Raw genomic sequence first — 22,375 nt, forward strand, 5'->3', positions numbered from 1 at the left:
AGAGTATAGTTAGACCTATTAGACCTATTCGATAGGTAGGAGGCAAATTTGTGTATAATTTTTTAATGACCTGTATCTTAATTGTCAGTGTGTTGATCATCATCGCTGTTATGATGCAACCCGCTAAGACCAATGATGCGTTATCCGCATTATCTGGTGGTGCCGATGATTTATTTGCCAAGCAAAAGCCCCGTGGTTTTGAAGCATTTATGCAAAAAGTAACGGTAATTTTGGGAGCCATCTTCTTCGGATTGGCATTGGCTTTAGTATATCTATCTTCACACTAGAAGAGATTAAGCCTCCTGTTTGTTCGTTACAGGGGGCTTTTTTACAGACTATCTCAACATCGTGGAAAGTGGTGGTTTGACATGATTCGAAAACCAGTCCCACTCTTCTTTGAAGGGGGACCACAAGCAGTGATTCTGCTCCACGCCTATTCGGGTAGTTCTAACGATATGCGCCTATTGGCGCGTTATCTTCAAGGCCAGAACTACACGGTTCTGGCACCGATCTTTACCGGTCATGCGACGGGGGATCCCGCAGATATCTTACGCGAGGGCTCCCCACAACGATGGTGGCAAGATACACAGGACGCGATCGCCTTTTTGCGACAGCGAGGTTATCAGCGTATCGCGATCTTTGGGTTATCGCTTGGCGGATTGTTTGCGACTCGAGCTTTACGTGAGGACCCCACATTGGTGGGGGGCGGGACGTTTGCTTCTCCAGTGATCTTTCGGGGAACGACTCACGTACCGGCCGCATTTGTTCGAATGGCACAGACAGTCTATCGGCGAGAGAACCTCACTGATGAGGAGCTCAAGGCCAAGATGGCTTGGATTCAAGATCATCTTCCGGCACAACTCATGGCAATCCAAGCGTTTGCAGATACGACCGCAACGCATTTAAACCGGATTAAGCAGCCCATCTTCATCGCCCAAGGAACGGCTGATGAGATGATTGACCCTCGATCGGGCCAATGGTTGGCGGCAGCTTTTCCGGCCACTCAGATTGATTTTCACGAATATGTGGGTGCGAGTCACGTGCTAACCGTGAATAGCGCACACCATGCTTTGGAAACAGACTTACAGACTTTTTTACACACAATCTTTTAAAATAACGAGGAATCGATAGTGCAAGATAATTTAAAGAATGATTTAACCGCGTTCTTCCGGGCACACTCGGACGAGAACTACACAGTAGAAGATATTTCTGACGCACTCCATTACCATGGATCGGCGGCTTTTAAGCTGATCGTACAGGAGCTGGCACAGTTAGAACGAGACGGCTTGGTTCAGGTTACTGAACACGGCCATTTTCAACTTGATCCAAGCCAACGGACGTTGACTGGAATTTTCCATGGGAACGACAAGGGATTTGGTTTCGTCGCTTATGACGAGGACAAGATTGAACCAGATGCCTACATCGCGCCTAACAATACGTTACGCGCTTTAAACGGTGATACCGTCAAGATTGAAATCGTTCGTGCTGGTGACCCTCGTACGGGCAAAGGTCCCGAAGGTAAGGTTACAGAAATCGTGGAACACCACTACGAACAAGTCGTGGGTGAGTTCATGCAGACCGATGACGATGCTGGCTATTTGGGCCAAGTGCGTCTAACCGACAAGAAGATCATGAAGTACAAGTTCTACGTGACTAACGTGGGCTTGAACCCCACACCAGGCGAAGTGGTTACCGCTGAAATTACGGAATTTCCGAATGAAGCGCACCCAGATGCCATGGTTGGGATTGCTAAGCAAGTGATCGGGAGTGTTGACGATCCTGGGATTGATATCCTACAGATTGTCTACCAACACAACATTCCATCAGAATTCCCAGAAGAGGTTATGCAGGCCGCCGATGAGATTCCGGACCACGTCTTACCCGAAGAATTAAAGGGCCGTGAAGACGTCACTAAGCAAAATCTAGTGACGATCGATGGGGAATCCTCTAAAGACTTGGATGACGCTGTGACGGTGTGGAAGTTACCCAATGGAAACTACCATTTGGGAGTCCACATTGCCGACGTTTCCCATTATGTTCAGGAAGATTCGATCATTGACAAGGAAGCCTACAAGCGTGGCACCAGTGTCTACTTGACCGATCGAGTTATTCCAATGTTGCCACGGCGCTTGTCCAACGGGATCTGTTCTCTTAACGAGGGCGAATTGCGGCTGTGCATGAGCTGTGACATGGAAATTGACCAAGAAGGTCATGTGGTTAAGCACCGGATTCACCCGTCATTCATGCGTTCTAAGGCACGGATGACGTATACGGCTGTTAACCAGATCTTGGAAGCTCACGATCCCGTTACCATGAAGCGTTACGATGAACTTGTGCCAATGTTTGAAGACATGGGTGAACTTCATCGTATCTTGGTTAAGCAACGGAAGCGTCGCGGAGCCATTGATTTTGATGACCGCGAAGCAGAAATCATCGTGGATGATCAGGGGCACGCCATTGACGTGAAGTTACGGACACGGGGGATGGCTGAACGGATGATTGAATCCTTCATGCTAGCTGCTAATGAAACGGTTGCGGAACATTACTATCGTGCTAAGGCACCCTTCCTATATCGGGTTCACGAAACGCCAGATGGCGATCGTGTCAAAAGTTTCTTCGAATTCTTAACGGCCTTTGGAATTAACGTTAAGGGTGATCCTAACCACTTGCGTCCTAAGATGTTGCAAGGTGTCTTAAAGCAAGTTGCCGGACAACCTGAAGAAACCATGGTTTCTGTGATGATGTTACGTAGCTTGAAACAAGCCCGGTATGCTGATCAGTCATTGGGTCACTTTGGTTTGGGTGCGGAGTTCTACACCCACTTCACGTCTCCAATTCGTCGGTACCCAGATACCATGGTTCACCGGATGATTCATTATTACGAAGACCATGGGATTAATGATGCCAGCAAAGAAAAATTTGCACCAATTTTGGAAGAAATTGGGGTTCACACTTCTGAAGCCGAACGTCGGGCAATTGATGCCGAACGTGACACTAACGACATGAAGATGGCTGAATACATGGCCGATCATGTTGGAGAAGAGTTCGACGCCGTTGTGGCTTCAGTCTTGAAGTTTGGGATGTTTGTTGAGTTACCAAACACCATCGAAGGGCTGATTCACATCAGTCGAATGAAGGATGACTATTATGAATACGTCGAAAAGTACATGGCCTTAGTCGGCCGGAACACGCGGCGGACATACCGAATCGGCCAAGAGATTCGCGTTAAGTTAATCCATGTCGACAAAGAACAAAGTGAAATTGATTTTGAATTACTCAATCCGGAAGCTGCACCGGTCAGTGATCTGTTACCACACCGTGAACACCGTTCACGTGGTGGCAACTACCATGGCCGTTCCAACAACCGTGGGGGTAATAACCACAGTAATAACCAAAACGGCGGTAACCGCAATGGTAACCACCGGAATGGGAATCAACGATCAACTAATCAGCGAGGCAACAACGGAAGCCACCGCCAAAGCAACGGTGGCCAACACCGCAACAACTCGCAAGGTGGTCGGCACTAAACGAGGTGACAAGACTTGGCTAAAACAAAATCCAAGAAAACACCAGATAATCTTTTGGCGCAAAATCGTAAAGCCCGGCATGACTATCGCGTCACGGAAACGGTGGAGGCTGGCCTGGTTTTAACTGGGACCGAAATCAAATCGGTACGTGAGCGACGGATTAATTTGCAAGATGGATTCGCCCAGATTCGAAATGGGGAAGCTTGGTTAATGAACATTCACATTAGTGAATACGTTCAGGGTAACCGGTTCAACCATGATCCGCTGCGTAACCGGAAGTTGCTTCTGCATAAGAAACAGATTCATCGGTTGGGATTAGCCACGCAGAACAAAGGGGTCACGTTGATCCCGTTGAAGGTGTATCTCAAGCATGGATTTGCGAAGGTTCTCCTCGGTGTTGCCGAAGGAAAACGGGAATTTGACAAGCGTGAGACCATCAAGCGACGGGAACAAGACCGCCAGATTGCACGGGTGATGAAACGCTATTAGACAAGAGGCGTGTTCGATCGACTGATCGAACACGTTTTTTGATCGTTTTTGAGTTGCAAACTGCTAGTAGATTCGGTACACTAGTAAACAATTCAGCTAAAAAAACTGAATGCAAGGAGATGATCGACGATGATGGCATCGTTATTTGTACGGAAGAGTGCTGGCTGTTAGCGACACTTTTCTGTATCACCTTTCAGAGAAGTGTCTGGTTTAAATCTGAAAGGAACTTTATTCATGGAAACAAAAATAACTGCATACAACTATAGTGATATCACCCAGAAGGTCAACACGCTCGTCAGTACCTATCTCTCAGTCAATGATAGCCACATGCGGCGAGTCATTCGAGACAGTACGATTGCCGAGATTCAGGCCATTTTGCCAGCCGACAATCCGATTACAGAGATGTTCGTAGAACGACTGAAGCCGGATCGACTGACACGAAAGGCTGCGGCGGCGTTGTTGCCAACCTTAGAACCATTGGTTGAACCTTTCCCAGACCTGACACCGAAGCAATTGAGTAAGTTGTTCCGTAAGGTTAAGAAGCTGAAACAGCCTGAATGGGCGTCTGTTAACCGACATCAGCTCACGTATCTGGGCTGGAATGATGGGGGAAACCAGAAAAAGTATCTGGTGGCTCCCTATCAAGACAAGCTGATCGGTATTCAGGGTGATATGGGACCCAAGACCGTTAAGAATTTATGTGCTATTTGCCATACGATCGGGAATGTCTCGCTCTTTGTCTCCACGACGAAGTCCGGGTTGGAAACCTATACGCGTAACGGTAATTATATCTGCCGAGATAGTGATCAGTGTAATCGACAATTGACTGATCCACAGGCCTTAGCAGCGTTCATCGAAACCGTTCGTTCAAAACGGTAAAACTAAATAAACGTAAATAAAAAAGCTATTTCTCGGTCTTTGAGAAACAGCTTTTTTTGTTCTGTCGAATTTGTCGAAATTATGAGTTGAAATTGATGAATACTATTCGAAAATGAAATTTTAAATTTATATTCCAGGGAGGCCTGATACATCGAAGCGAAAGGCAACGTGACTTTGTGAAATCTAGATCTAATGGACCAAATATCGAAACAAGTGGAACGCTTTTTGCCGACCATTCTCTGGAAGAGTGGCCAAAGGTAAACGGACGATGGTATTATCATTTTCAAGATATGAAGATTGAAACTTCACATGATATAAAAAAGAAAGCTGAGGAAACAACATGAAAAAAATGCACGCGACTCTTTTATTCACCAGTCTTATTCTTGAAATTATCCAGCCTATTGCGGGATTAGTGGATCCGCAATCGCAAGTTGCCGTGAATGCTCAGGCGGTAACTAATCAGTCCAAAAAGATGGGTTCTGAGACCATGAGGACAGATATTGTTGCCGAAGGAGACTACGGTATTCACTGGTATCTGACAGCTACCGGTGAATTGCATTTGGGCACGGGGACTTTAAAGGATACGCCGATTCCACCAGTGTCCGGCGCAAATTCGAACGACGGACAATTATCGACCCAGATTGCGAAGGAACAGGGAATGACCAATCCAACACAGGCCGACCTACAAAAGGTGGGAGAAAAGGTCACCAAGGTCGTTTTGGATGGGCCGGTGGTAACTTCTAGTAACGCGGCCAATCTCTTTGCCCAGTTCGGCTGTGTGAGTGAGTATGTCAATCTTGATCAGTTAGATACTTCAGCTGCTACTACGATGAAGGGAATGTTCTTTTCGGATCAGGCTTATGTGGATTCAGAAGATGACAAAACCAAGTATGGTAACAATGTTCTAAAGTCATTGGACGTCTCTAAGTTCAATACCAGCAACGTGACAGATATGACGAACATGTTCTATCAGTTACGACAGGTCGCTAGTTATGACTTATCGAGTTTCAACACCGATAAAGTGACGAATGCTGGTTCGATGTTTTTCGGTAACTCGTCGTTGAAATCACTTGATATGTCGCACTTAACTTTCGCCAATTTGAGGATCAGTTACTTCATGTTTAGTGGAAGTGCTATACAGAAGCTACGTTTGGATGCCTTTGCGCCACCAGCCAACTTCACCGGTTGGGAAATGTTTGGTGGAAATTCAGCGCTACGGCAACTAACATTGGGACCTAAAGCTACCTTATCCGATTCGGCGTCCCTGACCGATGCTAATAAGATCGAGGACGAGACTTATCTCAATAATTGGCAGGCTGTGGGTAATGGGAAAGTCCAGAACCCATTAGGTGATCGGTATGAGACAGGGAACGCCGTGATGCACCTGTATGCTGGCGAGGACAAGCCAAGTTCAGTCGAAACTTATGTTTGGGAGCCGGCTAAACGAGAAGTTGAACCTGCGCCAATAGAAGAGGGGCAACCGGTGACGGTGAAACATTTGGACGCTAAGGGGAAGCGGCTGGCGCCGGACCAGGTATTGACAGGAAATGTCGGTGAAGCCTATAAGGCAGAATGTCTCGCCCTCAATGGTTACAAAATGCATAAGGTTGCTGGGAAGGCCAATGGGGCCTTTACCACGAACCCAACCACGGTCACTTTCCACTATGTACCACGCCAAACAATCGGTGGTGAATTGGATGAGTCAGTGCCAGTGAATGGGATGGTTTACGCCAAGAGAACCATCAACCTGCACAGCAACAAGAATTTTACGGACAAAACCCCTAAGGCCAATTACCACAAGCAGAAGCGAGCTAACCGACCAATATTTTCAGTGACGGGTTATGCGACGAGTAAGCAGGGTTACAAGCGTTACCAGGTACGTGACGTGAACAAAAAATCTAAGACAGCCGGTAAGACGGGTTACATCACGGCGAAATACGACTATGTTTCCTCGGCGTATTACCGTTTGAACCAGAACAAAGTGAAGGTTCTGGGAGCCAGGGGGATTAATGGTTACAAGCAAAAGAACCTGAAGGATAAGATTCGACACTACAAGAAGGGACAAACGCTTAAGATTAAACGGATTATTAGCAACAACAAGATTACTCGTTTCCAATTAACCAATGGCCAATATGTCACTGGAAATAAGAAGTTAGTTATCGCTGAATAGTTCCCACTAGCATCGCGAGCCATGGCGCTCACGATGCTTTTTACATATGAGGTCTGTCAATAATGGGACGTTGGCTTGTGACCATTGCTGATTTCGTTTACTCTGTTGCACAAGTTCAGAGACAGCCTTTTAGAATTTGAAATTAAGACGTCTCATTGCCACGAATCCCGCAATTTAAGGTTAAATCAGGTGATAGCAATCAAGTAATCTCAAGATGCGTGAGACAATAAAAATGTCAAAATGGAAACTTTTTTAAAAATGTGTGCAAGAAAATGCTGGTGAAAAATCATTGGCAGTGTTATTATATTTAGCATAAAAGTAAGCGATTCCAAAGCGCTTAAATTTTTTGAAAGTTGAGGAAATCACTATGAAGAGATGGCAAGCAACAATTTTACTCACGGCGCTCACCTTAGGGGTGACACAGCCATTAGCCACGTTGGCTGCGCCAAGCTTGCGGACAACTGTGGCGGCACAGGCAGCCACGACATCTGATACGACTAAGGCAGATATTGCCGTGGAAGGGGACTATGGGGTTCATTGGTATCTGACGACATCTGGCGAGCTTCATTTGGAAGCCGGAACATTGGCGGAACCGTCAAGCTCTGAAATCGCAGGTAATAATGGACAATTGGTCACACAGATTGCGATTAAAGAAGGAAATGCGAATCCGAGCGCGACAGACTTGAACAAGGTTGGCGAGCAAGTAACCAAGGTTGTCTTAGATGGACCGGTAGCCACTTCGTCAAATGCAACTAACCTTTTTTCCCAACTTGGCTTTGTCAGCGAGTATGTCAATCTTGATCGGTTAGATACGTCGGCGGCGACAACCATGAAAGGCATGTTTTATTCGGAGCAATCTTACGTCGGTGCAACAGGTGGTCAGACAGGAAACAACGTCTTGCAGTCACTGGATATCTCTCATTTTGACACGAGCCAGGTGACCGACATGAGGTTCATGTTCTATCAGCTCAGAAAAGTTTCTAATCTAGACTTCTCACACTTTAATACGGATAGTGTCACCGACACCACTTCGATGTTTTTTAATGATGCTTCGTTACAGGAATTAGATATGTCTAAACTCACTTTTGCTAGTCTTAAGAATGCTTCATATATGTTTAATGGCAGTGGGTTACAAATTCTGCGACTTGATTCATTCGCGCCACCAACTACATTTAGCGGTTGGGCGATGTTTGCTGGGAAATCAACTATTTGGCAGTTGACCCTAGGACCCAAGACGATTTTCACTGGCGACGCATCGCTTAACAATCCGAACACCATGAATGATGATAATTTCCTTCAAAACTGGGAGGCTGTTGGTAAGGGGACGGTTCAGAACCCATTGGGTGAACGCTATGCCAAGGGAACTGATGTTACGGCTCTTTACAAGGGAGCCCACAATCCGACAGCCGTGGAAACTTACGTCTGGGAACCTAAAGAGCGCATCATTGAACCGGTGACACCACCGGTAAATCCGCCGGTCACGCAAGGACAACCGGTCACTGTGAAATATGTGGATGCTAAAGGTAAGAAACTTGCTGATGACCAGGTCTTAACCGGAATCATTGGAGCGACCTACACGGCTAAACGACTAGCAATCACCGGCTACAAGTTGAGTACGGTGACTGGGGATGAGAATGGCACCTTTGGAAGCTCACCAACAACGGTCATTTTCCACTACGGCGCCGATCTTTCAACTGGTGGATCCGGGGCAACCGCTGTGCCGAACAATGGGATGATCTACGCTAAGAAGACTCTCAATCTTTATAGCAACAAGAACTTCTCCAAGAAAGCCAAGAAGGTCACTTACCGTAAACAGAAACGGGCCAATCGGCCAGTATTTGTGGTGACTGGGAACGCAAAATCCAAGCAGGGTTATCGTCGCTACAAGGTTCGCGATGTCAATCACCATTCTAAGACAGCTGGTAAGACGGGGTACATCACAGCCAAGAGTGCCTACGTTTCGTCAGTCTACTATGCCAAGAAGCAGAATAAAGTGAAGGTCCTGAATGCCAAAGGGGTTAATGCATATAAGCAGAAATCTTTAAAGAACAAGGGTCGTCATTACAAGAAAGGGCAGACACTGAAGGTTAAGAAGATCGTTAGTTACAAGAAAATGACGCGATTCCAATTGACCAACGGCAAGTACGTCACAGCCAATAAAAAATTCGTGATCGCTCAGAATTAATCATCTTAGGTCAGCAAGCTGACAAACGTCTTCAGAATTGTAGGGTTAACAATTCTGAAGGCGTTTTTGCTGTTACGGGTTGAATGTAGAGACGGTCGAACGATTCTAGATACAATAGTGTGACACATACCAAGGAGTTAAGTAATTAACAACTGAAAGTGAGACAAGTAAAAGGGATTGCAAATTTACACGATTTTGCAATCCCTAGTTAAGTTATTTTTTTCGAGACAACGTGAAAGGGACAACGCCTGATTGTAGGCGTTTGGGTCCCCAAGTCTTCTTAGGAAAAAGAGCACCTTGTTGGTGTTTGGCCCACCGATCAAGGATAGCTGCCAGGCAGATGATAAGAGGTTCATTATCTGTCTGGTCGACGACAAGTGCCACGGTTTCTCCACCAGAACTGGCCACTGTCGTAATCGTGGCGATACGATCGCGACCATGGAAAATGCGAAAGTGACCGCTGTTGAGATTACCCATAATGACCCAGTTGAGGCCACGAACGAAGAGGACTTCACGGATCACGCCGAAAGTTTTGCTGACCCGGCCAACCGTTTGCCGGTGATAGATCAGACGAAACTTTGGCAACAGGCCGAGTGATTCTTGCTTAACCTCGGCCTCCAGGGCCCCTGCAATCGTGTAGACGGACAGGACATCGGCGCGCAGTCCCCATTTACCGACTAACAGGTAACAAGACTGGTTCTGATCGTCACGAATGACTGATGTGGCCTTAGCCGACAACGCCGCCTCATTTAGATAGAGTGTTCGCAAAGAGACCCCTCCTTTCTCCAGATTTCCTAGCCCCATTCTACCATGTTTTGTGGTTCTGGTTGGACAATATCATTTGTGAGGGTCTTATGCTAAAATAAACCTTGAGGTGTTGGGAATGAAACCGTTTATTCATAATGATTGGTGGCCGGTGCTGGAACCCGAATTTGAGCAGGCGTATTATCAGCAATTGCGTCAGTTTTTAGTCGAAGAATACCAGCATCATGAGATCTATCCGGACATGTATCATATCTTTACTGCGTTTGAGTGGACGCCATTTAGTCAGGTCAAGGTGGTTATCCTGGGACAAGATCCTTACCATAACCCAGGCCAGGCGCATGGCTGTAGCTTCTCGGTTCTGCCAGGCACGCCGATTCCACCGTCGCTCAAAAATATTTATAAAGAACTTCAGAGTGATCTCGGGATTGCCCCAGTCAATCATGGCTATTTGGAGAAATGGGCGAAGCAAGGGGTTCTGTTATTGAATTCTGTGCTGACTGTTCGTTATGGCCAAGCCTTTTCACACAAGGGTCATGGCTGGGAACGCCTGACAGACGTCGCAATTGCCAAGTTGTCGGCGCGTAAGGAACCCGTGGTCTTTATTTTATGGGGCAATGCGGCACGGTCCAAGATTAAGCTGATTGATACCAAGACCAACATCGTCTTACAATCACCACACCCGAGTCCCTTATCGGCCAACCGGGGGTTCTTCGGTTCCAAACCGTTCTCAAAAACCAACATCGCTTTACAGTCCTTGGGGGAGGCTCCCATTGATTGGCAATTACCTGCAGAGGTAGTGGTTGAGGACCCTAAGGGGTCAACCAACCAGACGTCGCAACAGAACTGAATCGTGGGATTATTTTATGGAGGTCTTCAACTATGGAACTTTTTGATAGTCTTAAGCAAAAGATTAATGGACAAAATAAAACGATTGTTTTTCCCGAGGGTGCCGATGTACGGGTTCTTGGAGCAGCTAGTCGTCTCGCAGCAGATGGCTTGATTACGGCAATTGTACTTGGGGATAAGATTGATATTCAGGCGACAGCTACGAATCACGCGATCGATTTAACCCCGTTGACGATTCTCGACCCTGCTGACATGTCGACAGCTGATTATGAGGCCATGCTTGACGCCTTGGTCGAACGTCGTAAGGGCAAGAACACTGTGGAACAAGCAGAAAAGATGTTGACCGATCCCAATTACATTGGAACCATGATGGTCTACATGGGGCAAGCTGACGGGATGGTTTCTGGCGCAGTACATCCAACTGGGGACACTGTTCGGCCAGCCTTACAGATCATTAAGACCAAGCCAGGTGTCCGTCGTATCAGTGGCGCCTTTATCATGCAAAAGGGTAACGAGCGCTACGTGTTTGCCGACTGTGCCATTAATATTGAATTAGACGCTGCCGGAATGGCTGAAGTGGCTGTCGAAAGTGCTCACACTGCCAAGGTCTTCGATATCGATCCTAAGGTTGCTTTGTTGAGCTTCTCAACTAAGGGTTCTGCCAAGGGTGACATGGTTACTAAAGTCCAGGAAGCCACAGAGCTGGCTCACGAAGCCGCGCCAGATTTAGCTGTCGATGGCGAGTTACAGTTCGATGCTGCCTTTATCGCGAGTGTCGCTGCTCAAAAAGCCCCAGACTCCAAGGTTGCCGGGCACGCCAATGTCTTTGTTTTCCCTGAATTACAGTCTGGGAATATTGGCTATAAGATTGCGCAGCGTTTCGGCGGTTTCGAAGCTATTGGGCCTATCCTGCAAGGCTTGAACAAGCCGGTTTCAGACCTTTCACGGGGCTGTAACGAAGAGGACGTTTACAAGGTCGCCATTATTACGGCCGCTCAGTCCTTAGCATAAAAGTCTAAAATTGAAATCGAACAAAGAGTGCCCGGATTGCTATTTATTAGCAGTCCGGGTATTATTTATAGCGATGAGTTTTAGTGATCAGCGACTGTTATGGCAGTTGCTGATGAGATTTTTTAGATAAAGGGGAACGAACAATGTTTACTGTCACGGTTAAGAGTCCCGAAGCCACAATGGCACTAGGAAAGCAGTTAGCGCCAGAACTTCGGCCGCGGGACGTGATTTTATTAGATGGCGATCTCGGTGCCGGTAAAACGACCTTTACCAAGGGATTAGCTGCCGGGTTGGGGATTACACGTAACGTGAAGAGCCCAACGTTTACCATTATCCGTGAATATCAGGGTGGGCGAATTCCGCTCTATCACATGGACGTCTATCGCCTAGAGGATGGCAGTGGGGATGAGTTGGGCCTCGACGAATACTTCAATGGTGATGGTGTCAACGTGGTGGAATGGTCTAAATTCATTGCCGATGAGTTGCCAGAAAATTACCTGCGAATCGTCTTCAAGCGAGACGATGACGCCGGTGAGAACCAACGAACACTGAGTTTCGATCCGCGAGGAGAGCACTTTACTCAGTTGGTCGAACAATTGGCAGGTGCTGACCATGAGTGAGGATGTTCTGATTCGCATGCCCAATGCTGAGGATGCGGCTAATCTGTTGGTGTTATTAGGCCGGTTGCAGCAAGAGAGTGACACGTTTAGCCTGGCTGATGCCGACGATCCAATCAGTGCCGCTCAGGAGGCAGACCAACTGGAACAGATCAAGAACAGTCCCCGACACCTGCTGCTGGTTGCCAGTCTTGGTGACCAACTGTTGGGCGTCCTGTCGGTTTCACCGACACCCCAAGGTAATGTGGGTGAACTGGGGATTGCTGTTGAGAAGGCTTATTGGCACCTCGGTATTGGTACAGCATTGGTTGATGAGGCCTTATATTGGGCAGAGACCGCAAGTGCTTTACAAGGCATTGGACTTATCGTTCAGACGCGTAATGTGCCGGCTATGAAGCTTTACGAGAAAATGGGTTTCACCAAGACGGCAACGCCCCCCACGACGGTTACCGATGATGATGGTGAATGTGTTGAAGCCATTGAAATGGTGTATCGTTTAGGGATGGCCTCGGAGAACAAAGCGGAATGACTGAAATGAAAAATCGGTAAGCTCCACTTGGCACATGCTAAGTGAAACTTACCGATTTTTATTGTCGTTGATTATTAAATTGTTGTAAAATACGACTTCCGCAAGCGTAGTCTTCGACAGCCACAGGTAGTCATCTCACAGCAGACTAAGCATTCACGGTTACAAACCTCTTCAAAGGTTGCGTGCCGAAGTGATTGGCTTCGTACAACAGAATGTTCGCACAGGCCAGACTATCATCGAGCGCATTGTGATGGTGGTGCAAGTCGATATCCAGTTCATCACAAACTGTGTTTAATTTGTGATTAGGGAACTCGGGGAAGAACTGACGACTGGTTTTGACGGTATCCAGGGTCAGGTATCGTGCTGTTGGCAGATTGTAGTGTTCCAATGTGCTCCGCAACACCCCATTATCGAATGGCGCGTTGTGGGCAATGACTAAGCGGTCCCGTTGGAACAGGGGCGAGATGTGTTCCCAAACTTCTGGAAATGCCGGGGCATTCGCCACGTCGCGTTCATGAATCCCATGAATCTGGACGTTGCGCCAGAAGAAATCCGTGTCGGGTTTGATCAAGGTATAAAATTCATCGACAACCTGACTGTTACGGACGATAGTCAGGGCGAGAGAACAGGCACTATAGCGTTTACCGCTGGCGGTTTCGAAATCCATTGCGACAAAGTTCAAGTGGACATCTTCCTTTCTTAGACGGTTAAACCGTCCACATTGAGTTCCACCGGACAATGGTCGGAACCCATGACTTGGTCTAATATTTTAGCGCCTTTCAAATGATCCTGCAAGCGATTGCTGGTGATGAAGTAGTCAATCCGCCAGCCGGCATTGTTGTCGCGGGCATGGAACCGGTAGCTCCACCAGGAGTAACGACCGGTAGCTTCCGGATTGAAATAACGGAAGGTATCCGTGTAGCCAGCGCCGAGGAGCCTCGTCATCTTTTCCCGTTCGTCGTCGGTAAAACCGGCATTGTGGTGATTTGACTTGGGGTTCTTGAGGTCAATCTCGGTGTGGGCAACATTTAAATCGCCACAGAAGATGATTGGTTTCTTGGCATCTAGGCTTTGAATAAAGGCTAAGAATGCTTCTTCCCACCCCATCCGAAAGTCTAGGCGTTTGAGGCCACTACCAGAGTTCGGAGTATAGCAGGTGAGGACGTAGAAGTCTGGATACTCCAGGGTGATGGTTCGGCCCTCGTGATCGAAGTCAGGAGCATTAATCCCATAGATGACATTGAGTGGCTTGTGTTTGGTAAATAACGCGGTTCCGGAGTACCCCTTCCGTTCGGCATAGTTCCAATACTGGTAATAGCCGGGAAGGTCCAAGTCAATTTGACCGGCCTGAAGCTTGGTTTCCTGAATGCCAAAGAAATCAGCATCTAGTTCGTTAAATGTCTCAACAAATCCTTTTTTCACGATGGCCCGGAGACCATTGACGTTCCAAGAAATAAATTTCATGACGGCACCTCCAAAAGACTGATTCTAGTATACCAGAAAAATAAGTTTTGACTGTGAATGGCGCGTCCCCGTGTCGTTTACGACCATTTCATGCTAAAATAATCTCATGACTGTTGTTTTCGCTGCCAACCGCGACGGAACAACATAAATTTTGTGAAACGAAGGGAATAATCATGATGGAAGACATCGTAACGGTATTTCCAGCAGTCACTATTCTGCGGAACGAGCCCTTGGCTCACTATACCTATACTAAGACGGGAGGGCCAGCGGACTTCTTAGCTTTCCCAACTAACATTCAGGAAACCAAGTCCTTATTAGCCTACGCCAATCAGGAGAAGTTACCGGTAACAGTTGTCGGGAATGCCAGTAACCTCATCGTACGCGATGGCGGTATTCGCGGCCTCGTGATGATCTTAACGAAAATGAACCATATTACCACAGACGGCCAAACCGTGACCGCGGAATCTGGTGCGGCATTGATTGAAGCAACGAAGGTGGCCCAGGCTCACAGCTTGACTGGTTTCGAATTTGCTGCCGGGATTCCCGGCAGTGTCGGCGGTGCCATCTTCATGAACGCAGGAGCTTATGGTGGTGAAATCAGCGAGATCGCCGTTTCTGTCGAGGTTCTGACGCCTGAAGGAGAGATTCGGACACTGAATCAACAGGAACTCGATTTTGGTTATCGTCATAGTTCCGTTCAGGATTACCACGACATTGTCCTCACAGCAACCTTTGCGTTGACTCCTGGGGATGGTGAAGCCATCCAAGCAAAAATGGATGACCTGAATGCTAGACGGGCAGCCAAACAGCCATTAGAACTTCCGTCCTGTGGAAGCGTCTTTAAGCGTCCTGAGGGGCATTACACTGGTCGTTTGATTCAGGAAGCCGGGTTACAGGGCTTGAAGTGGGGCGGCGCACAAGTTTCAACGAAACACGCCGGATTCATTGTAAACATCGACCATGCGACGGCCACAGATTATCTGGAGTTGATTCACCACATTCAGGAAGTTATTTTTAAGGAAGATAATGTTCACCTCGAGACCGAAGTTCGCATTATTGGAGAAGAACCTACCGCCAAATAAAGAAGGGGGAACCCTATGTGCCTATAATTGAAGCAGTGATTCTGTTAATCGTCTTGGTTCTTTTGTCCAATATTATCAGTCACTACCTCACGTTCATTCCAGTCAGTCTGATTCAAATTGTTCTAGGGCTAATCGTGGCCTTGGTCTGGAAATTTGAAGTCCCACTCGAGACCGACTGGTTCCTGCTCCTGTTTATCGCGCCGTTACTGTATAACGATGGGCGGCGCTTCCCTCGCCGAGAACTCTGGCGACTACGGGGGCCAATCTTTGCCAATGCCATCTGGTTGGTCTTTTTGACCACGTTACTGGGTGGTTACCTGATCTACGCGCTGATTCCAAAGATGCCGTTGACCGTGGCTTTTGCCCTGGCTGCAATTCTGTCGCCCACCGATCCGGTGGCCGTGCAGTCGATTGCCAAACAGGTTAAGCTCCCGGCTAGTCTGATGCACTTAGTTAGTGGGGAAAGTCTGATCAATGATGCCAGTGGTCTGATTGCGTTTAAATACGCGGTTGCGGCCACGGTGACCGGGGCCTTTTCGATTGGGACGGCGACCGGTGACTTTATCTATATTAGTATTGTGGGTTTCATTTCCGGGTTAATCTTCATGACCGCCATTCAACTCCTGATGGATATTCTCCGTCGCCAGGGGATTGACGACGTGATCTTTAACACCGTGTTGCAGATTGCGACACCGTTCGTGATCTATCTGGTAACTGAAGAAATCACGCATGCTTCTGGGGTGATTGCGGTCGTGACGGCCGGGGTCCTGTATCACGCCAGAGAGAACCGGATCGTGGAAGACACACCAGAACTCAAGCTTGTGACGGAAAAGGTGTGGGACATCATCATCTACTCCTTGAATGGGATTGTTTTCGTGATTCTAGGAATTGAACTACCAGTCGCCACGTCACAGGTCATCAAGGGTGGTCAGTTTAACACTGGCCAAGCTGTTTTCTTTGCCTTTATGGCCTGGGTCATTCTGGTGGCTATCCGGACGTTCTGGACGTATGGGTACATCCTTTTCCAACGACTGACGAAGAGTCGGTCCCAAGAAAAACCGAGTTTCCGGATGGCAATTCTATCTGGGCTTTCCGGGGTTCGTGGTGCCGTAACGATGGCCGGGGTCCTGTCGGTACCTGCGACCATTGCAAGTGGAGCCAGCTTTCCGACTCGAGCCTTGATGCTCTTCGTGGCTTCCGGGGTGATTATTATTAGTCTGGTCGCTGCAACAATTATGTTGCCGCTAATCTCAACTGATAAACAACCCTTACAGACACGGGCTAGTGTCAGTGACGAGATTGTCAATGACATTGATTTGGATGATGAAGCTGAGGAAGAATTCCCTGAGGAGCCCGTTCGGCAGGTCAGCGAAGAGGAAGCCAGAGCCTATATCATGCGTCTGGCAATTTCGAAGATTGAGGAACTTAGACGACCCAATAATCAACGGGCAGCCTATGATTTAATTCTGGACTACCAGTTCATCATTCGACGTTTGGAAATGAGTTATCGCGCCGATACGGCGATGCAGAAGGTCTTAGACGACGAAATCAAGTTGCGTGGGGTAGCCATTACCGGTGAACGCGAGTCTTTGGCATCGTTACTGGAGGGTGAGAAAATCACTCAGACCAGTTATGTCGGGGCCCTACGGCGAATCGAAAAATTAGAGACTCGTTTGACCCAGGTCTCCGGGCGGACCATGCCGGGGGTCATGCACTACTGGGTACTCTTCTTCCGACACATGTGGCGAAATACCCGCTACTGGTTACATTCTGAAGATACCGACCGGTTGCATGCTGAGAACAACCTGATTGAGCGTGAGACGGCGAAGAATGCTATCAAAGCTTTGTCAGAATACTTGGCGCGGACTGACGTCGATGAGACCCAGTTCGACAACCAGGCGGTTTACCATCTGCTTGTGCATTATCGTAACCGAATCGAACGGGCCAAGGCAGCCACAGCGCCTAGCCATGAGGATGATTATCAACATCAACTTAACAAGCTCAGAGTTCGTGCTTTAGGTGCCGAGAGAAGTGGGATTCAAACGTTGGTGGAAGCTGGGAATATCAGTTGGACTCAGGCCACCCATCTGCGCCAGTACGTCAACTATGCGGAAAACGTGTTGGTTATGTCCCTCAATAGTGAGGAAGGCGAGTAGTCCTTCACTAAGAGTTTATAGACGTTTAAAAACAGTAAGTATTATTTAGCAGAGGCTAGACGATACTTACTGTTTTTTAGTATTCAAAATAGTTAACTAGCCTCGAGTATGAGTTGGCGGCAGTTGGGGTGGCGCCGCAGACGATTATGTTCAATTGCATTTAAAAGGGCCCTAACGACAAAGTCGTCAGGACCCTACAACACAAGATTTAGTTAGAACTGGAAGGCATAGCCGAGTTGCTCATGATGAGGTAGAGAATCCAATAGCTGAATAGTTGCAGAAAGGTCATCAAAATCACAAATATCCACATGTTTGGCGTCCACATCGAGAGAATCGGATTGATGAACTGCTCCGGATTAATAAAGAGGTAGATAGTATGAATTCGGAGAAAACGACCAATATATAGGCCAACGGAGGATAGAAATGTCAGGAGCACGACAATTGTGAGCCGAGCCCAACGATTACCCTTGGCAATTCGGGTACTAATAGTCTGACTGACATAGTTGAGGCTCCAGAAGCCCAAAAATGAACAGCTAACGGCACTGACCATCATATAGGTAAAGTAGATCCAGAGGTGCGGTGTAACTCTTAGAAGGCCACTCAGCGCATATGGCTGGAGGAGTGACAAATGAAAGAGGTCAGTTAGTAGGTAGGGGGCATTCGGGTAGAATAGCAACCATAGCACTACAATGGGCCAGAATAGCCAGCCACTGCGAGGGGTGACCTTGCCCAGATGAAAACTAATCTCAATGGGGAGATAGCCAAGGAAGGTGTTTAGTACCAGAAAGGAGAAGGGATCCTTAGCCCGGAAGTAGAGAAAAACTAGCCAGGCAGCAAAGAATATTCGGATTTCCCAACGCGCTCGCCGATTCATCGCAAGCCCTCCTTTCACATTAAAATAGTGTTGTTTGTTTGTCTTTATTTTGTTAAAAAGTGAAGGCCAGAACCCACCTTTATTTTACCGCCCATTTATCAAAAACGAACAGAATATGACTTCTAGTTTACCAGAATGAACCCATGAAGGTAGTCGCTGACATGGAGCTTAACAATTCTGTAAGTTTTATGATATGACGAACTGGAATTGACCGGATAATCGGTAATCGGGGCGCAATGTTGGCGGGGCCGTGCTATAATAAAATCTGAATTCGATTTGGAGGGAAAGTCATGAACCTGGATTGGGGCAATCTCCTTACATTGGGGAATTTAGTCAACTTACTGGACATTTTGGTGGTCTGGTTTGTCATTTATGAATTAATCGTGATGCTCCGAGGAACGAAGGCTATCCAGCTCTTCCGGGGGGTTATTTTGATTCTACTGGTGAAGTTCGTGAGCGCCTATATCGGACTGAACACGGTATCTTGGTTGGTGGACCAAGTCATCAACTGGGGGGTTATCGCGATCATCATTATCTTCCAGCCGGAAATCCGGCGGGGACTAGAGCACTTGGGTCGGGGCTCGCTCTTTGTGCGGATCCGTCACGAAAATGAAGCGGCAAACCACATGATTGAGGGCCTGGACAAGGCCATTCAGTACATGTCCAAGCGCCGAATCGGCGCTTTGATGACGATTCAACGGGATACTGGACTGGAAGACTATATCGAAACGGGGATTGACTTGGATGCCGAGTTGACCGGTGAGCTCCTGATCAACATCTTTATCCCCAATACGCCACTGCATGATGGGGCGGTCATTATTCGTAATAACCGTATTGCCGTCGCCGCAGCCTACCTTCCCTTGTCGGAAAGTAATCTGATTCCGAAAGAGTTGGGGACTCGTCACCGGGCAGCCGTGGGAATTTCCGAAGTTACCGATGCGCTTACCATTGTCATTTCCGAAGAAACCGGTGACGTCTCGATTACCAAGAATAATGAACTTATTCGTGGATTGACGCAGGCCGATTATCTGAAGTTTCTCCGAAATGAATTGGTGAATGAAGAAGCCGCCGATAATAACAATGTGTTGGTTAAGACCCTCGATTGGTTTGATCAACGCTTTAGAGGAGGGCGCCGTAAATGAAAAATCAACGCTATACGACTTGGCTTTACCGTATTTTGGCGCTCATCTTGGCGATCTTACTTTTCTTCTATGTGAACAGCACGAAATCGGCTACGAACTCGCAGTCGAGTAGTTCAACTGGGGCGACGTCACTTACGGCAACCAAGACGGTTACGGTGTCCGTCCCCTTGCAGCTAAATGTAAATAGCAACAAATACTTTGTGACCGGCTATCCCCAGAAGGTGAAAGTTAAACTTCAGGGCCCCTTAGCGCTGGTGACGACGACCGCAAATACACAAAATTTTAAAGTCTACGCCGCACTGAGCGACCTGGGTGTGGGCAAGCACAAGGTGACTCTGCATCAAGAGGGATTGAATCACGAGATTGAATCCACAATTTCACCCGCCAAGATTACGGTAGATATCGAACCACGACGGACGGTGTCCTTCCCAGTGAAGGTCCAATATAACAAGCAAAACATTGCACCAGGCTACTCGGCAGGGAAGGCAACTTCCGATGTGACGAGTGTTAAGGCAACGGGGGCGGCCAACGAGATTTCTCGGATTACCAGTGTCGTGGCCCAGTTAACCTTGGCACAGAATGTGAAGAAAACGGTGAATAGTCAGGCGGTCATTGAAGCCCTGGATAAAAACGGCAAGACGGTGAACGTGATCTTGACGCCATCGACGACTACGGTTAACTTGCCTATCACATCTGATGGGGAGAGTAAGAAGGTCAGTGTCAACCTGAATGCGAAGAATGGCTCGTCCGGAACGACGTATAAACTAAGCAGCAACGTTTCTAAAGTGACTGCTTATGGCAGTGCCGCGCAATTGAAGGCACTCCAAAGTGTTGCCGTGGACGTTGATGTGAGTGATGTGAAGAACCAGGCCACCAAGACGGTGACGCTGGATACCAGTGATAATGACGTGACGGCATTTGATCCCACTACAATTAAGGTGACGGTCAAGGCCAGCGCGGATTAACGAAATTTGTCTTAGAAATGAGGAGTTTGACGATGAAGTATTTTGGTACTGATGGTGTTCGGGGAGTTGCTAATCAAGAACTAACGCCCGAATTAGCTTTTAAAGTTGGTCGGTTTGGCGGCTATGTTTTAACGCAACACGCTGATAGTGAGAACGCTCACCCGCAAGTCTTAGTGGCGCGGGATACCCGGATTTCCGGTCAATTACTGGAAAATGCCTTGGTTGCTGGACTTTTGTCTGTCGGCATCGAAGTGCTCCGGTTAGGCGTGATTACGACGCCAGCCGTGGCTTACTTGGTTCGGACACAGGGGGCTGCCGCTGGGGTCATGATTACGGCTTCACACAACCCAGCTGAATATAATGGCATTAAGTACTTTGGTAACGATGGGTACAAGCTTTCTGACGAAATGGAAGAGGAAATTGAAACGTTGTTGGATGCGTCAGATGACAACCTACCACGGCCAACGACCGATGGGCTGGGTACCGTTGAGGATTATTCCGAAGGTAGCCAGAAGTACATTCAGTTCCTCGAACAGACGATTGCGGACGATCTCGACGGCTTACATATTGCGGTCGACGCCGCTAATGGATCGACGAGTGGCCTGGTTTCTCGGCTGTATGCTGATTTGAACGTCGACTTTGACACGATTGCAACGACGCCTAATGGGCTAAACATTAACGATCAAGTTGGGTCGACGCATCCCGAACAATTACAGAAGTTTGTCGTTGACCAGGGTGCCGAAATTGGATTGGCCTTTGACGGTGATGGTGACCGGTGTATCGCGGTTGATGAGACTGGTAAACTGGTTGATGGTGACAAGATTATGTACATTTGTGGGAAGTATCTGGCTGAACATGGTCGCCTAAAGAAGGATACAATTGTGACCACGGTGATGAGTAACCTGGGGATGTACAAGGCCATGGAAGCCCACGACTTGAAGTCTGTTAAGACTAAGGTTGGGGACCGCTACGTCGTTGAAGAAATGCGAAAATCCGGGTACAACTTGGGTGGCGAACAGTCTGGACATATTGTGTTCTTAGACTTTAACACCACTGGTGACGGCTTGTTAACTAGTCTGCAGTTGCTTCATATCTTAAAGGCAACGGGGAAGAAGCTGTCTGAATTAGCAGCCGATGTTCAAACTTACCCGCAAAAGTTAGTTAACGTGAAGGTAGCTGATAAGCAAGCCGCCCTTGAAAATCCTCAAGTTCAAGCCGTAATTGCCACCGTGGAAAAAGAAATGAATGGTGACGGTCGCGTGCTCGTTCGGCCTTCCGGGACTGAACCTTTGCTTCGGGTCATGGCGGAGGCGCCAACGGAAGAAATCGTTGCGGGCTACGTCGACCGGATCGCAGATGTGGTTCGGGCCGAAGTTGGTGTGAAGTAAGTTAAATCGATAATTTAGTGGAGTTCTGGGATGACCGGGGCTCCTTTTTTTGACGGCTTATCAGTTGGTATGCGGTGCTTCTGACAGTTGCATGCCATGACGATAAAGGATGATTATTTTCATGAAAACAAAGTCGTAATGGGGTGATAGACCAGTTGTGATTTTTATAGTTGACAACCCTTAAGGAAGGCTGTAAAGTATAGTCATCCGGAAACGTTATGAAAGACGTTTCAGTCTATACCAATTTATAAGAAAGCTGATACATTTCTAAAAAAACAACCGACCC

General features: G+C 47.7%; 20 protein-coding genes. 16 read left to right on the forward strand and 4 right to left on the reverse strand.

The annotated features are described in order from the left end of the window. The first annotated feature begins 50 nt into the window (after positions 1–50). The 7 genes from secG to EKM71_RS03660 all read left to right on the forward strand — a co-directional run bounded on the left by secG (position 51) and on the right by EKM71_RS03660 (position 9,250). A complete protein-coding gene (gene secG / locus EKM71_RS03630) occupies positions 51–287 on the forward strand; it encodes a preprotein translocase subunit SecG (protein ID WP_057878697.1) in 237 nt (78 codons plus the stop codon). 81 nt (positions 288–368) lie between these two features. Further along, complete coding sequence (locus tag EKM71_RS03635; RefSeq protein ID WP_125573309.1) at positions 369–1,112, forward strand: alpha/beta hydrolase; 744 nt, start codon at positions 369–371, stop codon at positions 1,110–1,112. A gap of 18 nt (positions 1,113–1,130) precedes the next feature. Further along, entirely contained in the window at positions 1,131–3,527 is a 2,397-nt protein-coding gene (rnr, locus tag EKM71_RS03640; RefSeq protein WP_125573310.1) for a ribonuclease R, read from the forward strand. Positions 3,528–3,542: 15 nt separating this feature from the next. After that, positions 3,543–4,016 carry an SsrA-binding protein SmpB gene (gene smpB / locus EKM71_RS03645; RefSeq protein WP_125573311.1) on the forward strand — a complete coding sequence of 158 codons (474 nt, stop codon included), beginning with the start codon at positions 3,543–3,545 and terminating at the stop codon, positions 4,014–4,016. Between the two features lie 234 nt (positions 4,017–4,250). Beyond that, the gene (locus EKM71_RS03650; RefSeq protein ID WP_125573312.1) at positions 4,251–4,895 is read left to right on the forward strand and encodes a FusB/FusC family EF-G-binding protein; all 645 of its coding nucleotides are present in this window, start codon (positions 4,251–4,253) and stop codon (positions 4,893–4,895) included. 340 nt (positions 4,896–5,235) lie between these two features. Next, entirely contained in the window at positions 5,236–7,065 is a 1,830-nt protein-coding gene (locus tag EKM71_RS03655; RefSeq protein WP_125573313.1) for a DUF5776 domain-containing protein, read from the forward strand. 367 nt (positions 7,066–7,432) lie between these two features. Next, the gene (locus EKM71_RS03660; protein ID WP_125573314.1) at positions 7,433–9,250 is read left to right on the forward strand and encodes a DUF5776 domain-containing protein; all 1,818 of its coding nucleotides are present in this window, start codon (positions 7,433–7,435) and stop codon (positions 9,248–9,250) included. A 213-nt stretch (positions 9,251–9,463) separates the two neighbouring features. On the opposite strand, the gene EKM71_RS03665 is transcribed toward EKM71_RS03660, so the two are convergent. Next, complete coding sequence (locus tag EKM71_RS03665; protein WP_125573315.1) at positions 9,464–10,018, reverse strand: LURP-one-related/scramblase family protein; 555 nt, start codon at positions 10,016–10,018, stop codon at positions 9,464–9,466. 115 nt (positions 10,019–10,133) lie between these two features. Between EKM71_RS03665 and EKM71_RS03670 the strand changes: the two genes are divergently transcribed. From EKM71_RS03670 to EKM71_RS03685, 4 genes are all read left to right on the forward strand, one after another. Beyond that, positions 10,134–10,862, forward strand: a complete 729-nt coding sequence (locus tag EKM71_RS03670) for a uracil-DNA glycosylase (RefSeq protein WP_125573316.1) — start codon at positions 10,134–10,136, stop codon at positions 10,860–10,862. A gap of 32 nt (positions 10,863–10,894) precedes the next feature. Further along, the gene (pta, locus tag EKM71_RS03675) at positions 10,895–11,872 is read left to right on the forward strand and encodes a phosphate acetyltransferase (protein ID WP_125573317.1); all 978 of its coding nucleotides are present in this window, start codon (positions 10,895–10,897) and stop codon (positions 11,870–11,872) included. Between the two features lie 143 nt (positions 11,873–12,015). Next, positions 12,016–12,492 (forward strand): tRNA (adenosine(37)-N6)-threonylcarbamoyltransferase complex ATPase subunit type 1 TsaE, encoded by a 477-nt coding sequence (gene tsaE / locus EKM71_RS03680; protein WP_125573318.1) that lies wholly within the window; start codon positions 12,016–12,018, stop codon positions 12,490–12,492. Continuing rightward, positions 12,485–13,018, forward strand: a complete 534-nt coding sequence (locus tag EKM71_RS03685; RefSeq protein ID WP_125573319.1) for a GNAT family N-acetyltransferase — start codon at positions 12,485–12,487, stop codon at positions 13,016–13,018. Before tsaE ends, EKM71_RS03685 begins: the two co-directional genes overlap by 8 nt. A gap of 145 nt (positions 13,019–13,163) precedes the next feature. Here EKM71_RS03685 and EKM71_RS03690 read toward each other — a convergent pair whose 3' ends face one another. Then, the gene (locus tag EKM71_RS03690; RefSeq protein ID WP_125573320.1) at positions 13,164–13,700 is read right to left on the reverse strand and encodes a 3'-5' exonuclease; all 537 of its coding nucleotides are present in this window, start codon (positions 13,698–13,700) and stop codon (positions 13,164–13,166) included. Between the two features lie 17 nt (positions 13,701–13,717). Further along, a complete protein-coding gene (locus EKM71_RS03695; RefSeq protein WP_125573321.1) occupies positions 13,718–14,482 on the reverse strand; it encodes an exodeoxyribonuclease III in 765 nt (254 codons plus the stop codon). Positions 14,483–14,652: 170 nt separating this feature from the next. On the opposite strand from EKM71_RS03695, the gene murB reads away from it, so the two are divergent. Next, positions 14,653–15,564 carry a UDP-N-acetylmuramate dehydrogenase gene (gene murB, locus EKM71_RS03700; protein WP_125573454.1) on the forward strand — a complete coding sequence of 304 codons (912 nt, stop codon included), beginning with the start codon at positions 14,653–14,655 and terminating at the stop codon, positions 15,562–15,564. Between the two features lie 17 nt (positions 15,565–15,581). Further along, on the forward strand, positions 15,582–17,720 hold the full coding sequence (locus EKM71_RS03705) for a cation:proton antiporter (protein WP_125573322.1): 2,139 nt from the start codon (positions 15,582–15,584) through the stop codon (positions 17,718–17,720). A 208-nt stretch (positions 17,721–17,928) separates the two neighbouring features. Here EKM71_RS03705 and EKM71_RS03710 read toward each other — a convergent pair whose 3' ends face one another. Then, positions 17,929–18,594: a DUF1361 domain-containing protein gene (locus tag EKM71_RS03710; protein ID WP_125573323.1), complete on the reverse strand. Its 666-nt coding sequence runs from the start codon at positions 18,592–18,594 to the stop codon at positions 17,929–17,931. Positions 18,595–18,884: 290 nt separating this feature from the next. On the opposite strand from EKM71_RS03710, the gene cdaA reads away from it, so the two are divergent. Genes cdaA through glmM form a run of 3 tightly spaced genes read left to right on the forward strand, consistent with a single transcriptional unit; the run spans position 18,885 to position 22,089 of the window. Then, the gene (gene cdaA, locus EKM71_RS03715; RefSeq protein ID WP_125573324.1) at positions 18,885–19,736 is read left to right on the forward strand and encodes a diadenylate cyclase CdaA; all 852 of its coding nucleotides are present in this window, start codon (positions 18,885–18,887) and stop codon (positions 19,734–19,736) included. Further along, positions 19,733–20,701: a CdaR family protein gene (locus EKM71_RS03720; RefSeq protein ID WP_125573325.1), complete on the forward strand. Its 969-nt coding sequence runs from the start codon at positions 19,733–19,735 to the stop codon at positions 20,699–20,701. The genes cdaA and EKM71_RS03720 overlap by 4 nt, the downstream gene beginning before the upstream one ends. Positions 20,702–20,733: 32 nt before the next feature. Next, positions 20,734–22,089, forward strand: a complete 1,356-nt coding sequence (gene glmM, locus EKM71_RS03725) for a phosphoglucosamine mutase (protein ID WP_125573326.1) — start codon at positions 20,734–20,736, stop codon at positions 22,087–22,089. Positions 22,090–22,375: the final 286 nt, after the last annotated feature.

The organism is Levilactobacillus huananensis (assembly GCF_003946145.1).
Lineage (GTDB): Bacteria > Bacillota > Bacilli > Lactobacillales > Lactobacillaceae > Levilactobacillus > Levilactobacillus huananensis.

What these genes read in the sequence shown, in the direction of transcription:
- EKM71_RS03635 (WP_125573309.1), top strand. Translation starts at nt 369, where the DNA reads ATGATTCGAAAACCAGTCCCACTCTTCTTTGAAGGGGGACCACAAGCA.
- EKM71_RS03650 (WP_125573312.1), top strand. Translation starts at nt 4,251, where the DNA reads ATGGAAACAAAAATAACTGCATACAACTATAGTGATATCACCCAGAAG.
- EKM71_RS03655 (WP_125573313.1), top strand. Translation starts at nt 5,236, where the DNA reads ATGAAAAAAATGCACGCGACTCTTTTATTCACCAGTCTTATTCTTGAA.
- EKM71_RS03660 (WP_125573314.1), top strand. Translation starts at nt 7,433, where the DNA reads ATGAAGAGATGGCAAGCAACAATTTTACTCACGGCGCTCACCTTAGGG.
- EKM71_RS03670 (WP_125573316.1), top strand. Translation starts at nt 10,134, where the DNA reads ATGAAACCGTTTATTCATAATGATTGGTGGCCGGTGCTGGAACCCGAA.
- pta (WP_125573317.1), top strand. Translation starts at nt 10,895, where the DNA reads ATGGAACTTTTTGATAGTCTTAAGCAAAAGATTAATGGACAAAATAAA.
- tsaE (WP_125573318.1), top strand. Translation starts at nt 12,016, where the DNA reads ATGTTTACTGTCACGGTTAAGAGTCCCGAAGCCACAATGGCACTAGGA.
- EKM71_RS03685 (WP_125573319.1), top strand. Translation starts at nt 12,485, where the DNA reads ATGAGTGAGGATGTTCTGATTCGCATGCCCAATGCTGAGGATGCGGCT.
- EKM71_RS03695 (WP_125573321.1), bottom strand. Translation starts at nt 14,482, where the DNA reads ATGAAATTTATTTCTTGGAACGTCAATGGTCTCCGGGCCATCGTGAAA.
- EKM71_RS03710 (WP_125573323.1), bottom strand. Translation starts at nt 18,594, where the DNA reads ATGAATCGGCGAGCGCGTTGGGAAATCCGAATATTCTTTGCTGCCTGG.
- cdaA (WP_125573324.1), top strand. Translation starts at nt 18,885, where the DNA reads ATGAACCTGGATTGGGGCAATCTCCTTACATTGGGGAATTTAGTCAAC.
- EKM71_RS03720 (WP_125573325.1), top strand. Translation starts at nt 19,733, where the DNA reads ATGAAAAATCAACGCTATACGACTTGGCTTTACCGTATTTTGGCGCTC.
- glmM (WP_125573326.1), top strand. Translation starts at nt 20,734, where the DNA reads ATGAAGTATTTTGGTACTGATGGTGTTCGGGGAGTTGCTAATCAAGAA.